Genomic DNA, 17,010 nt, shown 5'->3' on the forward strand with positions numbered 1-17,010 from the left:
CGCCGCCGTGGCGGCCGCCGACCGAGCGGACACGGCCTGGGACGGACCCTAGACGGGCTGCGGCTCCAGGTCGCGGTTGATCCGCTTCCAGCCGCGCGCCGAGACGGTGTTGGGGTGCTCCTCCCCGAACAGTCGCAGCAGTTCGCCGACCGCGTGGTCCCGCAGCACGTTGGCCTCCACCAGCTGGCCGGCCTTGCGCAGGGTGACACCGAGGTTGGCTGCGCAGGCGATGGCGTCCGGATGGCTGGGGTTGTAGCGGTTGCACAGGCCCGCGTGGGCGGCCCGCTCCAGCTCCTCGGCCCGGACGAGGTCCCCGGCGTCGCCGTACGCGTTGGCGAGGTTGATCATCGCGTTCAGGGTGAACGGGTGGTCCGGTCCGAGCACCCGCCGCAGCCCGCCGACGGTGTGCCGGCCGCGCCGGACGGCCTCCTCCACCTCGCCGCTGCCGCGCAGGTAGATCCCGAGGTTGTTCTCGCAGGCGAGGGTGAACGGGTGTTCGTCGCCGAACAGGCGCCGGTGCCCGTCGTAGACGGTGGTGGCCAGGTCCCGGGCGGCCTCCTTGTCGCCCGAGGCGCTGTGGTCGGCGGCCAGGTTGAGCGCGCAGGCCAGGGTGTCGGCCGCCTCGGCGCCGTACCGGTCGAGGTAGCGCTCGTAGGTCTGCATGGTGAGCTGGCGGGCCTCGCGCAGCTGGCCCTCGCGGCGCAGCGAGACGGCCAGTGACTTGGCGTTGCGCAGGTTCTCGGGCAGATCGGGCTGGAGGACGTCCGCGAGCTCCTCGGTGACCTCCCGCAGCAGCTCGATGGAGCCCTTGTAGTCGCCGGCCTCGCGCAGGTCGCGGGCCAGGTTGGACTTGCTGGTCAGGGTGTACGGGTGGCGCGGGCCGAGCACCGCGAGCCGGCGGTCGAAGGTCTCCTGGTCGAGGTCGCGGGCGGCCTCGCTGTCGCCGACCAGCCGGTAGTCGATGGCGAGGTTGTTGGCGATGGAGAGCGTGCGGGCGTTCTCGTCCCCGAACAACTCCCTGAACTGGCCGTAGGTTTCGAGATCCAGGTCCAGCGCGTCCTGGAACCGTCCGAGCGCCCGCAGGTCGGCGCCGAGCGATCCGGCCGTCATCAGGGTGTACGGGTTGTGCTCGCCCAGCAGCTCCTTCTGGCCGGCCAGCGTGGTCTCGTCCAGGGCCAGTGCGTCCGCGTAGTTGCCCTGCGAGCGCAGCACGTTGCCGAGCTGGAAGTTCAGGCTGAGGATCTGCCGCCGCAGTTGGCGGCGCTCCACCTCCTCCTGCTCGCCGCCCAGCCGGTCGACCCAGGTCTCGTCCAGCTGTTCGGCCAGCCTCCTGGCCCGGTCCAGGTCGACCCGCTTCCAGAGGTAGCGGACCCGGTCGATCAGCAGTTCGCGGGTCTCCCGCTCGTCGCAGTCCTGGGCGCGGGACGGGCTCAGGTGCGGCCAGATCTTCTCGAAGCGCGGCCAGTTGGCCGGGTTGTCGGTGTCGCCGAGGGCCGGGCGGGCGCCGACCAGGATGCGGTGCACCTCGTGCATCGCGGCGATCTGCTCCTCCTCGGTCATCTCGGACCGCACCACCGCCTGCACCAGCCGGTGCACCTGGAAGCTGTTGCTGCCCGCGTCCACCTTGGCCAGCGCGTACCGGCCGACGGCCTGGATCACCTTGCCCAGCATGAAGGTGTCGCTGAGCTCCTCGTCGTAGCGGACGAGCGAGCGGATCATCTGGTCGCTGTAGAACAGGTCCATCGAGATCGGCTCCGGCGCGAAGAACGCGCAGAGCTGCAACAGCCGTACGGCCGCCGGGGACTGCTCGCGCAGCCGGGCGATGGAGACGTTCCAGGTCGCACCGACCTGGGTCGGGTAGTCGGCCGGGCGGCCGACCGCGAGCGCCTTGGTGGCCTCCGCGTGCAGCTGGGCGACGTAGGTGTCGACGGGTGTCCGGGTGGTGTCCAGCCAGGCTGCGGCGACCTCGACGGCGAGCGGCAGGTCGCCGACGGCGTCCGCCACCCGGTCGGCGTCGTGCCGGGACAGCCCGCGGGTGCGCCGGGTGAGGTGCTCGATGCTCTCCCCGCGGGTGAACACGTCCACCCCGAGCACACCGGCCTGGCCGGACCAGGCCTGGTTGCGCGAGGTGACCAGGACGTGGCCGGAGCCGCCGGGGAAGTACCGGCGGATCTCGCCGGGCTCGTCCGCGTTGTCGAAGATCAGCAGCCACCGGGAGGTCGGCACGCCCCGGCGCAGCGCCTCGCGCGCGGCCTCGGCGGCCTCGTTGACGCTGTCGCCGCCGCGCAGCCCCAGCCGTCCGGCCAGGTCGGCCAGCACGGGGGCGATCAGCTCGGTCTGCTCGGCGTCGATCCACCAGACCAGGTCGTAGTGGGACATGTAGCGGTGCGCGTACTCCAGGGCGAGCTGGGTCTTGCCGACGCCGCCGAGGCCGTACAGCGTCTGCGGGGTGGGCAGCACCACCGTCGGCCCGCCGACCAGCTGGTCGCGCAGGTCGTCGAGCACCTTGGCCCGGCCGGTGAAGGAGGGGTTGCGCTGCGGGACGGACCAGTACGAGGGCTTGGTGCCGGGGAAGCGGGGGATCTCCGCGTTCGCCTCGTCCAGCACCGCGTCGGCGCGGCCGAGCGCGCGCAGCAGGGTGAGCGCCGCCTGGGTCTCGTCGCGGCCGACCAGGTCGACGGGGTTGCGGCTGTTGAAGGGGGCGCTGAGGCGGACGTCGCTGACCCGGACGGGCACCAGCTGGCGCCTGGTCCCCGCCGGGTCGAAGCCGGCCATCGAGTCCCAGAGCGCCCGGGCCTGCGGTGAGCGCAGGTACGCCGCCGAGAACACCGCGACCGTCCGGTAGGCGGCGTCGATGCCCCGTTCGGTCTCCGAGCGCGAGTCCGAACCGGCCTCCAGGTCCCGTGGCACCACCCGGAATCCGGCGCTCTCCAGGACACCGGCTATCCAGTCGGCCCACATCCGGTCCTCGGGCACGTAGCTCAGATAGAGGTCGGCCGGGACGGTGGGCCGGCGCCGGGTGTAGGCGTCCACCCAGTGCTGCCGGATCTCCTCGTCGACCGGCGGCAGCCCGGTGACCCGGCCCCTGGTCAGCACCGAGGTCAGCCGCTCGCAGGCGGCGAGCATCGAGGTCGGCGAGCCGACCTGGTCCCCGAAGGTGGCCAGGATCTCCTCGTACGCGTAGAACGGCCGGTACGGGATCTCCACCGACCCCCAGTAGTGCGCGAGTTCCTCCTCGGCCAGCCCCTCCGGCAGGCCGCCGAAGCGCACCCGGGCCAGCGCCCGGCCGGCGTCGGCCTTCTCCTTCTCGCCCTCGTCGATCCGCATCGGCACCGGCAGGATCCTGATCCCCCGGTCGCGGTACCGGTCGTTGATGTGCTGGGCTATCTTCGAGGCGCCCTCGATGCTCTGGTCGCTCAGGGTGAAGCAGACCACCAGGTCGTCCGGCATCTGCACGGTGCAGATCTCGGCGATGTCGGAGAGCCCGGTGCGGCTGTCGATCAGCACGTAGTCGTAGCGCCGGCTCATGTCGCGCTTCAGCGCGTCGAAGAACTGGCCGCCGTCGAAGCGGTCGTAGAAGAGGTCCCAGTCGAGCCGGCCGACCGTCTCGGAGTAGTCCCGGTTCGGCTGCCCGGCCGAGAGGAAGTCGAGGCTGCCGCCGGCCGGGAAGAGCTGCCAGGAGAGCGAGAGCGCGTGCGGGTGCACCCGGGCGAAGTCCTCGTGCCAGCCGGGGACGTGCTCGACCTCGCGCAGCGCCTCCTCCCGGTACTCGGTGATCAGGTCCATCATCCCGGTGGTGCCGGCCAGCGCGGCCTGGTCGAGGAAGGGGCGGAAGAACTTGGCCAGCCCCGGCGCCTCCAGGTCCCAGTCGACGGTGAGCACCCGGAAGCCGTTCGCGGCCAGGATCCAGGCCGTGTTGGCCAGGGCCATGGTGCGGCCGGTGCCGCCCTTGTACGAGTAGAAGGTGACGACCCGGCCCTGCCGGTCCTCGCCGGCCCGTGGCCGGTCCTCCGTCCCGGCCGCCTGCTGGGCGGTGAGCCGGAGGTTCCTGGTCGGGTTCTCGGTCATGGTGTTCCTCCCCCGAAGGCGGTCCCCGGGGGAGGCCCGCCTTCCTCGTCACTGCCCGGCTCGCCACGGCCGCTGTCGGCTCGGGGCTCGGGGTCGAAGGCCTCCCGCAGGCTGGGCCGGGACGGGCCCGGGCTGCCGTGAGCGGTCCTGGACCTGTCCTCGAACGCGTACTTGGCCCGCATGGCCGCCCTCGGCAGGGCATCCTCGAAGTCCTCCACCGTGGACAGTCCCTCGGAGTCCCCCTGGAAGCTCGGTTTGGCCTCGCGGCGTTTGAACCTCATGGTCTGGGCGCTGAGTTCGCCGAGCTGGAGGTCGTGGGCGACGCAGTCCGCATCACCGGTGTTCCACGGCTCCAGGACGCTCACCCACGGTGGATTCCTCCGGTCGAACTTCCTGACGACCTCCCGGCGCTGCTCGTCCCGCAAGGCCCAGCGGTCGAGCAACAGCAGCCCGGGCGCGGTCGGTTCGGCACTGGAGAGGATCTCCTCGGCCTCCTGGTCGAACTCGTGCACGCTCGGATGGAAGCCCAACTGCCGGGCCAGCCGCACCGCGTGCTCCGCCAGCGGGCGTGAGGACTCCGGCTGGTACGGCTGCCAGTCCACCCGGCGCGGCCCGTAGTAGTCGGAGTTCCGGCCCGGCGGCAGCTCGTTCTGCCCGTAGGAGAACACCGATATCCGCAGCTGATTGGTCGGCGCCGGCGCCTTGAACGCGCTCGGCTGCGACTGGAAGTCCAGCGGCCGCCCGACCGGGATCACCGTCTCGGCCGCCACGTCCACGATCCGCTTGGCCAGCCGGTGCACGGCCAGCTCGTACTCGGAGCGGAAGTAGCTCAGCTTCATCAGCGCATAGAGGCCCTCCGCGGCGTAGTCCGGGCCGAAACTGCTGTGGTTGAACTGGAGTTTGCCGGCCGCCTCGGGCAGTTGGTACTGCCCCATGGCGACCCACAGCACCGGCACGATGCCACTGGTCCGCTCGGAGGTCTGCTTCTGCGGGTAGACCGGGCGCTGCGTGAAGGAGTGCCACTCCTGGCCGCAGGCAACGCTGTTGAAGTACCTGGGCGAGTAGAGCGGCACGAAGACCCGGCAGACCGCCAGCTCGCGGGCGAGCCGCTCGGCCCACAACTGGCCCTGGTGCATGCTCTGGTCCATGAAGCCGACCGGGGCGCCGTCGGGCAGGTCGGTGATCTGGAGCACCGCGTCGGTGAGGTCCTCGTACAGCTTGCTCACCCAGTGGTTCGGGTCACCCGCGCCCCGGGTGCCCGCACGGGGGGTGTGGGCATAGCTGAGGAAGAAGTACGGCCGGGCCGTTTCCTCGTCCCACCCGCCAGGGTCGTACACACGTGCCTCCCCCGGGCCCGTCCGACGTGTTGGTCCCACCGCACTTCCCGGGACTCCGTCCTCCCGCGCGTCTCCCGTCAACAACGCCCCACATCCGTAGTCCTGTTGGCAGACAGAGCTCGTTCCCCCACAAAGCGCCCCTCAGTGTAGGAAGGTCGGCTTCCCGAATGGAATAGGGCAGCACTCGCGGATCGCCGGTGGCCGGTTCAGCGCGGCTGTCCCAGCAGCCACTCGGTCGCCAGGTCCACTCCCTCCCGAACGGGCAGCAGGAAGCACTCCGCGTTGCCGAGACGTCCGGTGACCAGCCCGCCGAGCCGCTCCCTGAGCGCCTCGCCCATCGGCACGAAATGCCTGATCTCCAGCCGCGCCGCCTCGAAGTGCACCCACTGCCGCAGCCCCCGCTCGTCCCTGACCACACAGCCGTAACGCATGGCGGGCACGTCCGGCTGCCGGTACTCGGCGAGGTGGAAGGCCGTGCAGCACCAGATCGGGACTCCGACCAGCAGCGCCCTGGCGCCCGCCTGGTAGAGCCGGCGGGTCGGCGAGCCCTCGCCGAGGTGGCAGGTCAGCCGGTGTCCGGCCATCAGCTCCTCCGCGCGAGGGCCCAGCGCCGTGAAGGAGGTCTGCGGATGGGCACTGCGAACGGCGCCGCGGGTGGTGCGGACCTCCTCGGAGATCCGCCCCATCTCGGTGGAGGCCGGGGTCCGGGCCAGGTCGAAGGGCGGCATGGTGGCCCGGTGCGCGCGCAGCTTCTCCGGGGTGAGCCCGTCGGTGAGCATCGCCGCCAGCGGGGAGGTGTCGGAGTTCTCCGGGGTGGCGGTGTACACCACCAGCGTCCCGTCCGGGCCGAGCACCTCGCGGAGCGCAGCGACTATCGCCGCCGACCCTCCCTCCACCGCGCCGATCGCCTTGGTGGACGACTGGACCAGCAGGATCTCCCCCTCCCGGACGCCGAGTTCACGTAGGTGGGCGGTCAGGTCCGCTACCGAGTACACACGGCCTCCCTCGACCGGTCGGGACATCGCGAAGACAGCGTCTCAGGGCCCCACGGGTGCGGCCGCGACCCAGCGCGCCAGTCTCTCGGCCGCCGCCGCGCGGGCCTGCGCCTCGGCCCGGGCCCCCACCGGGACCTCCAGCCAGGGCGCCGTGGCGGCCCGCATGCCGTCGGTGAAGCGCTGCCCGAGCGGGGTCAGCGCGCCCGAGCCGGCCAGCGTCTCCACCGCCTCGGCGGTGTGCGAGCGCCAGGTGGCCAGCTGGAGCCGGGCGGTCTCGGCCGCCTCGCCGCCGAGGCCGTCGTAGGCCCGCACCCGGGTGCCCCAGAACTCGGTGACCGCCAGGTGTGCGTAGGTGCCCTGCAGCAGCGCCTCCAGCGGGCGCGGATCCGGTCTCCAGGGCGCGTAGTAGCGGCGGTCGTCGCTCTGGTCGTACAGGTCGTGGAAGTCCAGCACCGCGCCCAGCTTGACGTGCTGGAACTCGTGCACGAGCAGCAGCGCGAGGATCGGCGCCGTCCTCGGCCGGGCCACCCCGACCGCGCCGAAGGCCTGCCGGGCCGCGGCGCTGACGTCCCGGCCGTCCGGGCCCGGCCGCAGCGGTGTGATGGTGGAGAGGCCGGCCCGCAGGCCCTGCGCGTATTCGGGCAGGTCGCGCCGGATCAGCTCCCAGGCCTCCTGCAACGCACCGGCCCAGCGCAATAGTTCGGCCTCCGGCAGGCGGTCCTCGGCCGGCCACTGGTGGCTGTCGCGCTGCGGGTCGGTGTCCTCCAGGGCGACCGTCCAGGCCCCGGCCAGGGCCGCCCGCCGGACGGGCTGCCAGGGCCCGCCCTCCCGGGAGTCCGCGCCGATCCGGATCTCCCCCACGGTGAAGCCGCCGGCGTCGCCCGTGAGCCGCACCTCGCCGGCCCCGCCGACCAGCACCCGGCCCACCGTCGGCAGCAGTACCGCGCCGTCCCGCACCGGGACGGTGAGCGCGAACTCGCGGCGGGCGCGGATCGCGGCGGCCGCCGCGAGTTCGCGGAGCGTCCCGAGGTCCGCCCCGGGCCCACCCTGGAGGCAGCGCACCGCCCAGGCCCGGACGTACGGGTGTCCGAGCACCGCGTCCAGCGTCTGCGGGGCGTGCTGGTCGAGCGAGGTCAGCAGCTCCCAGGACTCCGAATCGGCGCCGCTGCCCACGGCTGCCAGCAGCCGCCTGGTGAGGCCGAGTTGGGCGGCCGCCAGCGCGTGCACCGTTTCCGCGCTGCCGTAGCCGCGCGCGAGTTCGTCGAGCTGGGCCTCGGTGAGCCCGCCGGCGGGCACCGGCTCGGCCCGGTCCGGCTGTGCCGGGACGACGACGGGCGCCGCCGTCCGGTCCCGGACGGTGGTGATGAAGCGCAGCAGGTCCCCGCAGAAGACCGAGGGATTGGCGAAGCCGTCACCGGTGCGGTAGCGGTGCGCGTACAGGCCGCCGCCGCAGGAGCGCACCACCGGACAGGACCGGCACTCGGCGCTCAGCCCGGCCAGGCCGGACTGGCGCTCCAGCATGCCCGGGTGCGCGGCCACCTCGTCGAGCGAGTGCGCGAAGACGTCGAAGCCGGTCGCCGGTGCGCCGTCGTACGCGGTCTTGAGGCTGTCGGCCTGCTCGAAGCTGCCGTCCGTCTCGATGACGACCAGGTCGGCCGGGTCCAGGCCGAGCGACTCGGTGAGGCTGGACTGGCCGCGCAGGGTCCGGTGGACCGAGTCGAACATCCGGACGGGAACGGGACGGCCGGCGGCCGTCCAGCGCTCGTAGACCGTCCGCAGCCAGTCGGCGTACGGCGTGCCGCCCATCCCGGCCGGGCGTTTCGGCGGCTCGTCCCAGGTGGCGTGCGGGAGCAGGAAGTCGATCCGTGGCGGGTCCAGCTCCACCAGTGCGTCGTAGACCGCCACGGGGTCGTTCTCGACGTCGACGGTGCAGAGCAGACCGGCGTACAGATGGCGGAACTCGGGCCTTCGGAGCCGCTCGACGGCCGCCAGCACCTTGGCATGGCTGCTGCGTCCGTCGGCGTAGCGCCGGTGCCGGTCGTTGGAGGCCCGGTCACCGTCGATCGACAGCCCGACCTTGATGTCCAGCTCGTCGAAGAGTTCGCAGAACTCCTGGTCCAGCAGCACACCGTTGGTGTGGATCCGCAGATCGAGGGCACACCCGTCGGGCAGTGCCCGGCGGAGTTCCTCGGCGGCCCGGCGCAGCAGCGCCGGGCCGGCGAGCAGCGGCTCCCCGCCGTGCAGCACGACATGGACGGTACGGAGCCGATGAGCGCTCGCGTGTTCGGCGATCCGCTCGGCAGTTCTCTTCAGCACGTCGTCGCTGACGGCCCTGGGCCGCCCGCGCCAGCTGGTGTCCGCGTGCTCGTAGACATAGCAGTGGTCGCAGGCGAGGTCGCAGCGGGCGTGCATCTTCAGGACGAACTGCGTGAAGGGCACCGGGTGATGCGTCATATTGGTCAACCGTCGTCAAGGACGTGCCGAGGGCAAGCCGGGGGACTCGCTGGCGTCCTGATCCGTCAGATCGAGGACTGGAAAGCCGCTACGGCGACCCTGCCGAGCGCCGCGTCGGGCAGCGCCCGGTGCAGCAGGGTGGCGAGTTCGTCGGTTCCCAGAGCAGCGAGATCGGCGAGCGAAACCCGGTCCACTGGGAACTGACTGTCCGTCAGTTGCGGCGCGGGAGGGGCGGCGAGTGCAGTGGTCATGACGATGTCTCTCTTCTGCTGTCGGCGACGGAGACCACGATGAAGGCAAAGGCTGAACTGCCGCATGCGTCTCGACGCCGCTCCGTGTGAGGCCACCGACCGCGGCAGGCGCCTGCGACACGACACCGGAGCCAGAATACTCGTCCCGGTCGCTCCGCACGGGAAGTTCGCCCACCGGCCGACATGAAGAAATCAGCCTCCTAGCAGCCCTCCGGCTTCTCCGTAGTGCAGCGACAGGGATCACGGCCCCTGCGGACAACCACCCGAATGGCCGGGTGCGCGAGCGCCCGACCGGCCCAGCCGCGCCCCGTCAGACCGCGGAATTGAAGGTCGCGACGGTGTCCCGGGCGGACCCGGGCTCGGGCACCGCCCGATGGAGTCCCGCCACGAGTCCGTCAGCTCCCAGGACCGCGAGCTTCACGAGCGAAACCCGATCGGGTGACGACTGACCTTCCGTCAACTGCCGCTCGGAGTCGGCAGTGTGTTCGATGGGCGCCATGATGTCCTCCACTCCACGCTTGGGATCATGACCGTGCTCGGGGTCATGGCCGGTCGAACTGCTCGATCGCCGCCCGAACCCACTCGGTGTCCGGGTGGCCGGGCCCCAGGATGCCGTCCAGTTCGGGCAGCAGGTCGCGGAGCAGGCCCTCCCCGGCCGCCGGATCGCCGGCCCGGGCGGTCCAGTACGCGTACTCGGCCCGGATGCCGAGCGAGACGGGGTCCTCCGGTGTCAGCGCCCGGCCCGCATCCGCGAGCAGGTCGGCCAGCAGGTCGACCGCTCCGGCGACATCGCCGACCTCGCCCGTCCAGTGGGCGATCCGGCGGCGGAAGGCGTACGGGGTCGAGTGCTGCGGCCCGAGCAGCTCGGTGATCCGCGGCAGGACGGGCGGGATCAGCCGGAGTGCGGCAGCCGGGTCCCCGAGGGCGGCCGTCCAGTGGCCGACCTCCGCCTCGACCACCAGGGCGAGCAGGTCATCGGGGCCGAGCACCCGCCGGATGTCCGGGCGCAGGGCCTGCCAGAGCTCCAGGGACTCGGCCTCCTGCCCCGACCTGCCGGTCCAGGAGGCGATGTTGACCCTGGTCCGGAGCGTCTCCGGGTCCTCGTCGCCGAGCACCCGCAGCTGGACGGGGAGCAGTTCGCGGTAGAGCTCCAGCACAGCCGCGGGAGGGCTGCTCCCCATGCCGGTCCAGAAGCAGATCTGATGCCTGGTCCGCAGGCAGTCCGGATGGTCGGGCCCCAGCAACCGCTCCTGCTCGGGCAGCAGTTCGCGGTACGCGAGGACGGCTGCGGCCGGGTCGCCCGAGCCGCCCGTCCAGTACCCGATCGCGGCCCGCAGCGCGAGCAGGCGGCCGTGCTCCTCCCCCAGCCGCTCGGTGAGATCGGCACGCAGCTCCCGGCAGAGCCGCAGCGCGGTCTGCGGGGCCCCGGCGTGCCCGATCCACTCCGCCAGGTCGAAGCGTCCGCCCAGCACCGCCGGGTCGCCGGGGCCCAGGTCGGTCAGCAACTGCTCCAGGACCAGCTCGCCGCGCTCGACGGCGGCCCGCCAGGACATCCGCCCGACGAGCCCGGACAGCTCCTCGTCCCGCCCGGCCAGCGCCCCGAAGGGGATGTCCGCGATCAGCTGTCCGGTGTCCGCCGGGCCGCCCGGGAGGCGGCCGGCCGGGCCGAAGTGCCGGAGCAGCGGTGCGGCCGCGAAGGCCGCCGCCCCCGGCGGCAGGGCGGCCCGGCCGCCGGTGTCCGCGCGCAGCGCCGGCAGGTACTGCCCGGTCCCGGTGGCGGTCGCCAGCAGGCCGGTGACGAGCGAGGCGGTGGCGAGCACCTCGCGGGCCGGCAGCGAGTCGAGCAGCAGTTCGCGCAGCCCCGGCCGGAAGTCGTACCGGACGGGGTGCGCGGCGGCGCCCGGCACCGGCTCCGGCGCGCGGCGCAGCAGTCCGCCCAGCAGGACTTCGGCCAGGTTCGCCGGGTTGCCGCGCCCGCCCAGGACGGCCCGTTGGACCAGCCGCATCACCGGCAGCGTCAGGGGCCGTACCGCGGCCAGGTGGCCGGCCAGCCGGTACGCCTCGGGCGAGGCCGCGGAGCGGAACAGCGTCAGCCGGGAGCGCATGTCCGCCGGGGCGCCGGCGCGGGCCGGGCCGGGCGCCGTGACCGGTGTGCCCGGCGTGCCCACGACCTGGACGACCGGCATGGTCGCCGCACTGCCCCGGGCCACCAGTGCGGCCCAGGACGAGACCGCCGCGGGGCTGAACTCCAGGACCGGTACCGGCAGCCCGTCGAACGGCGCGAGTTCGGGCGGCAGCAGCGGATGGGTCACCCGGTAGGCGCCGTTGGCGGCGCCCGCGCGGCCCGCGCGCAGCAGCATGGTCTCGGCCCGCAGGCCGGTGCCGGGCCACATCCGCTGGGGCAGCGGTTGCAGCACGGCGGTGGCGCGGTGCCGGGCCCAGCCCGCCAGCAGCGGGTCCATCAGCCCGTCCCGCCAGCCGGCACCCACCGCGTCCGACAGCACCAGGACGACGCCGCGCCCGTCGGCCGGGCCGACTGACCCGGGCGGCAGCGCAGACCGCCCCGGCGCGAACGGGCGGGCGAGCAGCCTGGGCCCGTCCGGGTGGCGGGTGTCCAGGCCGAGGCTGCGCACCCTGCGGAAGACTCCGGCCCGGAACAGCAGGGCCTCCAGTTCGACCGCCAGCTCGCGCCAGATCTGCATGGACAGGCCGTCGTCGACCACCAGGGTGACGTCCAGCCAGGCTTCCCGGCGCGGGCGCAGCACCAGATCGAAGACCCCGGTCTCGGCCACCAGGTCGGCGGTGGCGCTCTCGTCCACCTCGTCCCCGCGCGGTACGGGCCGGGGGCGGCGGAGCGGACGCAGCGCCCGGCCGAGCGCGCGCGGTGCCGGGATCGCCCGCTCCGCCCGCACCAGGACGGGCAGCGCGGCCGTGCCCGGCACGGCGGTGCCGGCGGCCGCGTACAGGTCGGTGCCCTGCGGGGCGGGCCGGGGCGCGCCGTACGAGGGGTCGCCCGGGGGCGGCGGCAGCGGGCCGGGGACGGGCGGCGGCCCGGGGGCCTCGGCCGTCGGTCGCGGGGCCCCCGAGAGCCCGCGCGGGGGGACCCGGGCGGCCAGCCAGAGCACCTCGGCGAGCTGCTCCGGGGCGAGGGCGATCCCGGCCCCGGCGAGCACCTGGTGCAGGCGGGCGACCGGGGACTGCTCGGTCACGCCTGCGGTCCGGTGTCGTCGAGGGTGCGCAGCACGGCGGCGACCAGGCCCTCGTGGTCCAGTTCGACGCCGTTGATCCGCAGGTGCACGGCGTTCAGCAGCTGGTCGGTGGCCAGTACGGCGCCGCCGGAGTCCCGGCGGTCCAGGAAGGCCGCGATCAGCTCCTCGGCGGCGGCCAGCCCGGGCTCCCCCAGATGCGCCCGGACGATCTCCTCCAGCTGCTCCTGGGTCGGCTGCTTCAGGTCCAGCCGGACGCAGCGGCGCAGGAAGGCCGGCGGGAAGTCGCGTTCGCCGTTGCTGGTCAGCACGATGACCGGGAACTCCCGGCAGCCGACCCGGCCGTGCCGCACGGTGTGCCGCTCCCGGGCGCCCGCCACCAGGACCGGGACCTCGGCGTGCCGCTCCCCCAGCCGGGCGAGCTCCGGGATCTCGAACTCGCCCTCCTCGAAGACCACCAGGAGGTCGTTGGGCAGGTCCGCGTCCCCCTTGTCCAGCTCGTCCACCAGCAGCACGCGCGGCTTCCCCGGCTCGCCGGTCGCCAGGGCGGTGCCGAGCGGGCCGAGGCGGAGGTAGCTGCCGATGTCCGACTCGTCGTCACCGGCCCGGCCGGTCCGTCCGGCGTCGCGCAGGCGGCCGACCGCGTCGTAGCGGTAGAGGCCGTCGGCGAGGGCCGTCCGGCTGTTGACGGGCCAGCGGAGCACCTCGCCGAGCCCCAGCTCGTACGCGACGGAGGCCGCCAGCGAGGACTTCCCGGTGCCCGGTGGTCCGGTGACCAGGAGCGGCCGGCGCAGGTGCAGCGCGGCGTTGACGATGTCCGCCTCGGCCTCGCTGAGGTGGTAGTTGAGGGCGTGCCGCTGGACGTCGTCGGCCGGGAAGCGGCGCCAGGGCGGGGCGGGCGGCATGGCCCGGGGGCGCGGCACCCGGTCGGCGCGGTAGAGCCGCCACTCACCTGAACCGGTGGTCATCTGCGGGATCCTCCTGTTGGGTCGGTCGGGCTGCCGGGCCGGTCGGATGTGCCGGGCCGGCCGGGGTTCAGAGCGGGTCGCTGAGCGGAAGGGCCTCCGGTATCCGTTCCGGGCCGTCCCAGACGAGTGCCAGATGCCTGCCGACGCCGTCCTCCTCGGCTCTTATCCGCGCCTCGTAGACCGCCCGCGGCAGGCCCGCCGCGGTCACCCCGGAGGTCAGCTCGCGCAGCAGCGCGCCCGCGCCCGGGCCGACGGCGGACCGTGGCCAGACCACCCCCGGCACGCCCACGGCGATCGCGATCGCGCGCAGCACCCCGGTCTCCGACGGCGGGCCGCAGAGCGCCACCCCGCAGACCGGCGCGGCCCGGCCGCGCTCCTGCACGGCCGGATCGCGGCGCTCCTGGGGCAGGACGACGGCGGTGTGGCGGGCCTGCCAGCGGTACCTGAGTTCGGGCCAGTACTCCGGCCGCCGCAGCTCGGGGCAGCGCAGGACCGTCAGGAAGTCCTGGCCCAGCACACTCGGGAAGAGCTCGTCGGGCCGGTAGACCCACTGATCCACGTCGAGGTCCAGCTCGTCCTTCTGGACGAAGCACTCCACCCTCGGCACCGTGCCGGGCTCGCTCTCCCTGCCGACCTGCGCCAGCACTTCGGCGAGCACGTCCAGCAGCGCCGCCCGGCCGCCCGGCGCGTCGCGGCAGATCCGGTGGCGCACGGCGCCGTCCGGGGCGAGGGAGCGCAGCGCGAAGCCGAAGGTGTCGGTGCTGCCCGAACGCCACAACTGGATCTGCACCACGGGTGGTTCGGCCTCGTCCAGCGCCCTGCGCGCGCGGGCCGCCTCCCCGGCCTGGGTACGGTGCTCGGCCAGCCCGGCGGTCAGCTCCAGCCGCTCGGCCACCGCGTCGTTCCACTCCCGCAGACCGGCCGGGTCGGGGGCCTCCTGAGCGGCGAACTCGACCACCCGCAGCAGGCTCGGGACCTTGCCGAAGCGCGGCCGGTAGCCCTCCAGGATCCGTACCGCCGCCGGCCAGCCGACGTCCTCCAGCCCGGGGCCCAGCGGGAGCGCGCGGGCGGCGACCTCCCGGGGCCTCGGGAGCACACCCGTGAGCAGGTGCAGCAGCTCACCGTGCTCGGCGGCGGTCAGCAGCTGCTCGGGCGCGGCGTACACGGCCTGCACCTGGAGGGCGTGCCGCTCCTCCCGCGAGGGCGCGCGGGCGGCGAGCGCCGCCATCAGGGTGGCGACGCCGTGCGGCTCCGCCAGCGCGGTGAGCAGGAACCATTCCGGGGCGGGCGGTTCACCGGGCGCGGGCGGGGGCACGCCCAGCGCCGCGGCCAGCTCCCGGGCGCAGTCGGCCCGGTCGGCCGGCCCTGGCAGGGTGCGGCGGACGGGGTCGATGAGCTGCCGCCAGACGGCGACGTGGCCGGGGTCGGCGAGCCCGGGGCCCGCCGCGTCGAGGTCCGGCGCGGTGAACGACGGGCGGAGCCGCGGGAAGTGAGCGGTGACGACCCGGGTGGGGATGGCGAAGGCGCGCTGCCGCCGCCGGCTCACCACCAGCCCGACCACCCGCTGCTGCTCGCGGTCCCAGAGCGGCGTGCCGCTGTACCCCTCCACCAGGGGCTGTGCGGAGCCGGGGGTGTCCAGGACCAGCCAGCGGTCGGTCTCGGCCTGGACGACCACGGCGGCCACCGTGCTGGCGTTGCCGCTGCCGTACCAGGCGAAGGCCGACGGCCCGGGACGGTAGTGGCCGAGCGGCGCACCGGCCCGGCCCGGCGGCAGGGCGTCGAGCAGGCGGAGCAGCGCGAGATCGCCGGACCACTCGTGGTCGCCGTCCTGGGCGGGCTCCGGGGGCTCCGGCCGGTCCCGTGCGGTGGCCCCGTCCTCGCGGCAGCCCGGCAGCCACTCCTCGACCGCCACCCGGAACCGGCCGGCCGCCGGGCCGCCCGGCAGCGCCACCAGCAGGCCGTCCACCGCCCCGTCGCGGGCCGGCGGCGGCTGCTGGGCGAAGCGCGGCCGGCCCAGCGCCAGGTTGACCACGTGCGCGCAGGTCAGCACCAGGCCACCGTCGACGAGCAGCCCGCCACCGTACGCACGGGTTTCGCCGGACCGGTAGAGGGCAACGTGCGCGGCCTTGACCAGCGCGTCCGGATCACTTCTCACCGTCGGTAAACGCACCACTGCTCCCCCCGTCACAGTGATCGTCAAACCACCGCCGGGTCCGTCGCCCCATCGGGTGACGGCGGCGTGCGCGGCGCGGGCCGCACGCCGGTGTGCCAGGTCGCGCGGACGGTGAGGGCGGCCTCGCCGCCGCCGGAGACGATGCCGAGCCGGAGGTCGTGGGAGAGCTTCACGCCGAACTCCACCGAGACCTCCTCCGGCGGGTGGACGGCGGAGCCGACGGCGCCGTGCACCAGGTCGAGCACCGCCCCGAGCGGGCGGAGCGCCTCCTGGAGCGCCGCTCCGGTGCTCCGCAGCGCGTCCCGCCCCCGGCCGACGGCCACCGTGTCCCCGGCCCCGTCGGGGAGGTCCGCCCCGCCGGGAAGGTCGGCCCCGCCGGGGAGATCGGGCGGATCCGGGAGGTCCGCCCCCTCGGGGGGCTCCGCCCCGTCCGGCCGCAGGTCGGAGAGCTCCAGCAGCACCGAGCTACCGTCCCCCAGCGTCACTTCGGTGTACCGCGTCATGCCGACACTCTGCCACGCGGCAACCGCACCCGAAACGGGAAATCAGCACAACGTCACTCGGCACAAACGGAGTTGATCATTCCTCAGGGGCAGAGCCGCTCCACCCGCCAGCCGCCGCCCTCGGTCACGTACCGCAGCCGGTCGTGCAGCCGGTTCGCCCGGCCCTGCCAGAACTCCACCGTCTCCGGCACCACCCGGTACCCGCCCCAGAACGGCGGCACCGGGACCCCTTCCCCCTCCGGGTAGCGGCGGGCCAGGTCGGCGTAGCGCTGCTCCAGCACCTCGCGGTCGCTCACCGGGCTGGACTGCTCGCTCGCCCAGGCGCCCAGCTGCGAGCCGTGCGGCCTGGTCCGGAAGTACGCCGCCGTCTCGTCCCGGCCGACCTTCTCGACCCGGCCGGTGACCTGCACCTGGCGGCCGAGCGCGATCCACGGGAAGAGCAGCGCGGCCTGCGGATTGACGGACAGTTCGGCACCCTTGCGGGAACCGTAGTTGGTGAAGAAGACGAAACCGCGCCGGTCGTAGCCCTTGAGCAGCACCGTGCGCGAGCTGGGCCGGCCGTCGGCGTCGGCGGTGGAGAGCACCATCGCGTTCGGCTCGACCACGCCGGCCTGCTCGGCCTCGTGGAACCACCGGTCGAACTGGGCGAGCGGCTCGGCCGCGAGCCGGGCCTCGACCAGGCCGTCGTGCTGGTAGTGCCTGCGCATCACGCTCGGGTCCGGGCCGGTCCGCTCCTCGGCGGGCACGGGCCGGTCCTCGGCGGGCACGGGCTGGGGTGTCGGGTGTCGGTCCGCGGTAGGCACGCCAACATCATCCCGTACGACAAGCATCGGGTACCGCTACGTCCGGGCAAACCCGGGTGGGAGATAAGGTGTCTCGCCACCGCTTCACCGCCCGCCGTACGAGAGATTGTCCGGAATCCTCCGGTTCTCTCCGGTTAGTCCGCCACCGTCGTCGGACGCCAGGAGCGGTACGAGCGGGCCTCCGGGACGCATCCGGAGAAACATCACCGTGGTGGTGTATGGCGCAATGCACTCCGTGCCTGCGATTCTGGC

Annotated in this window: 10 protein-coding genes; all 10 read right to left on the reverse strand. The window is 73.9% G+C overall.

Annotated elements, in window-relative coordinates:
- Window positions 1-48: 48 nt before the first annotated feature.
- The 10 genes from fxsT to pdxH all read right to left on the reverse strand — a co-directional run bounded on the left by fxsT (window position 49) and on the right by pdxH (window position 16,785).
- On the reverse strand, window positions 49-4,068 hold the full coding sequence (fxsT, locus tag ABD330_RS11290; protein WP_344463588.1) for an FxSxx-COOH system tetratricopeptide repeat protein: 4,020 nt from the start codon (window positions 4,066-4,068) through the stop codon (window positions 49-51).
- Window positions 4,065-5,405 carry a TIR-like protein FxsC gene (locus ABD330_RS11295; RefSeq protein WP_344463590.1) on the reverse strand — a complete coding sequence of 447 codons (1,341 nt, stop codon included), beginning with the start codon at window positions 5,403-5,405 and terminating at the stop codon, window positions 4,065-4,067. Before ABD330_RS11295 ends, fxsT begins: the two co-directional genes overlap by 4 nt.
- Window positions 5,406-5,611: 206 nt before the next feature.
- Window positions 5,612-6,400, reverse strand: coding sequence for an AAC(3) family N-acetyltransferase (locus ABD330_RS11300; RefSeq protein ID WP_344463593.1), 789 nt, complete (start codon window positions 6,398-6,400; stop codon window positions 5,612-5,614).
- Window positions 6,401-6,442: 42 nt separating this feature from the next.
- Window positions 6,443-8,854 (reverse strand): FxsB family cyclophane-forming radical SAM/SPASM peptide maturase, encoded by a 2,412-nt coding sequence (locus ABD330_RS11305; RefSeq protein WP_344463595.1) that lies wholly within the window; start codon window positions 8,852-8,854, stop codon window positions 6,443-6,445.
- A gap of 65 nt (window positions 8,855-8,919) precedes the next feature.
- Entirely contained in the window at window positions 8,920-9,105 is a 186-nt protein-coding gene (gene fxsA / locus ABD330_RS11310) for an FxSxx-COOH cyclophane-containing RiPP peptide (RefSeq protein ID WP_344463597.1), read from the reverse strand.
- A gap of 542 nt (window positions 9,106-9,647) precedes the next feature.
- A complete protein-coding gene (locus tag ABD330_RS11315; RefSeq protein ID WP_344463599.1) occupies window positions 9,648-12,314 on the reverse strand; it encodes an SAV_2336 N-terminal domain-related protein in 2,667 nt (888 codons plus the stop codon).
- Entirely contained in the window at window positions 12,311-13,279 is a 969-nt protein-coding gene (locus tag ABD330_RS11320; RefSeq protein WP_344463601.1) for an AAA family ATPase, read from the reverse strand. Before ABD330_RS11320 ends, ABD330_RS11315 begins: the two co-directional genes overlap by 4 nt.
- Before the next feature lie 67 nt (window positions 13,280-13,346).
- A complete protein-coding gene (locus ABD330_RS11325; protein WP_344463603.1) occupies window positions 13,347-15,434 on the reverse strand; it encodes a VMAP-C domain-containing protein in 2,088 nt (695 codons plus the stop codon).
- Between the two features lie 41 nt (window positions 15,435-15,475).
- Window positions 15,476-15,955 carry a CU044_2847 family protein gene (locus ABD330_RS11330; RefSeq protein ID WP_344463605.1) on the reverse strand — a complete coding sequence of 160 codons (480 nt, stop codon included), beginning with the start codon at window positions 15,953-15,955 and terminating at the stop codon, window positions 15,476-15,478.
- 83 nt (window positions 15,956-16,038) lie between these two features.
- Window positions 16,039-16,785 (reverse strand): pyridoxamine 5'-phosphate oxidase, encoded by a 747-nt coding sequence (gene pdxH / locus ABD330_RS11335; protein WP_425555500.1) that lies wholly within the window; start codon window positions 16,783-16,785, stop codon window positions 16,039-16,041.
- Window positions 16,786-17,010: the final 225 nt, after the last annotated feature.

The sequence above is a fragment of the Kitasatospora kazusensis genome, assembly GCF_039529945.1.
GTDB classification, from domain to species: domain Bacteria; phylum Actinomycetota; class Actinomycetes; order Streptomycetales; family Streptomycetaceae; genus Kitasatospora; species Kitasatospora kazusensis.

Excerpts from the sequence above, each read along its gene's own strand:
- ABD330_RS11305 (WP_344463595.1), bottom strand. The coding sequence starts at position 8,854 with ATGACGCATCACCCGGTGCCCTTCACGCAGTTCGTCCTGAAGATGCAC.
- fxsT (WP_344463588.1), bottom strand. The coding sequence starts at position 4,068 with ATGACCGAGAACCCGACCAGGAACCTCCGGCTCACCGCCCAGCAGGCG.
- ABD330_RS11330 (WP_344463605.1), bottom strand. The coding sequence starts at position 15,955 with ATGACGCGGTACACCGAAGTGACGCTGGGGGACGGTAGCTCGGTGCTG.
- ABD330_RS11320 (WP_344463601.1), bottom strand. The coding sequence starts at position 13,279 with ATGACCACCGGTTCAGGTGAGTGGCGGCTCTACCGCGCCGACCGGGTG.
- pdxH (WP_425555500.1), bottom strand. The coding sequence starts at position 16,785 with ATGCTTGTCGTACGGGATGATGTTGGCGTGCCTACCGCGGACCGACAC.
- fxsA (WP_344463597.1), bottom strand. The coding sequence starts at position 9,105 with ATGACCACTGCACTCGCCGCCCCTCCCGCGCCGCAACTGACGGACAGT.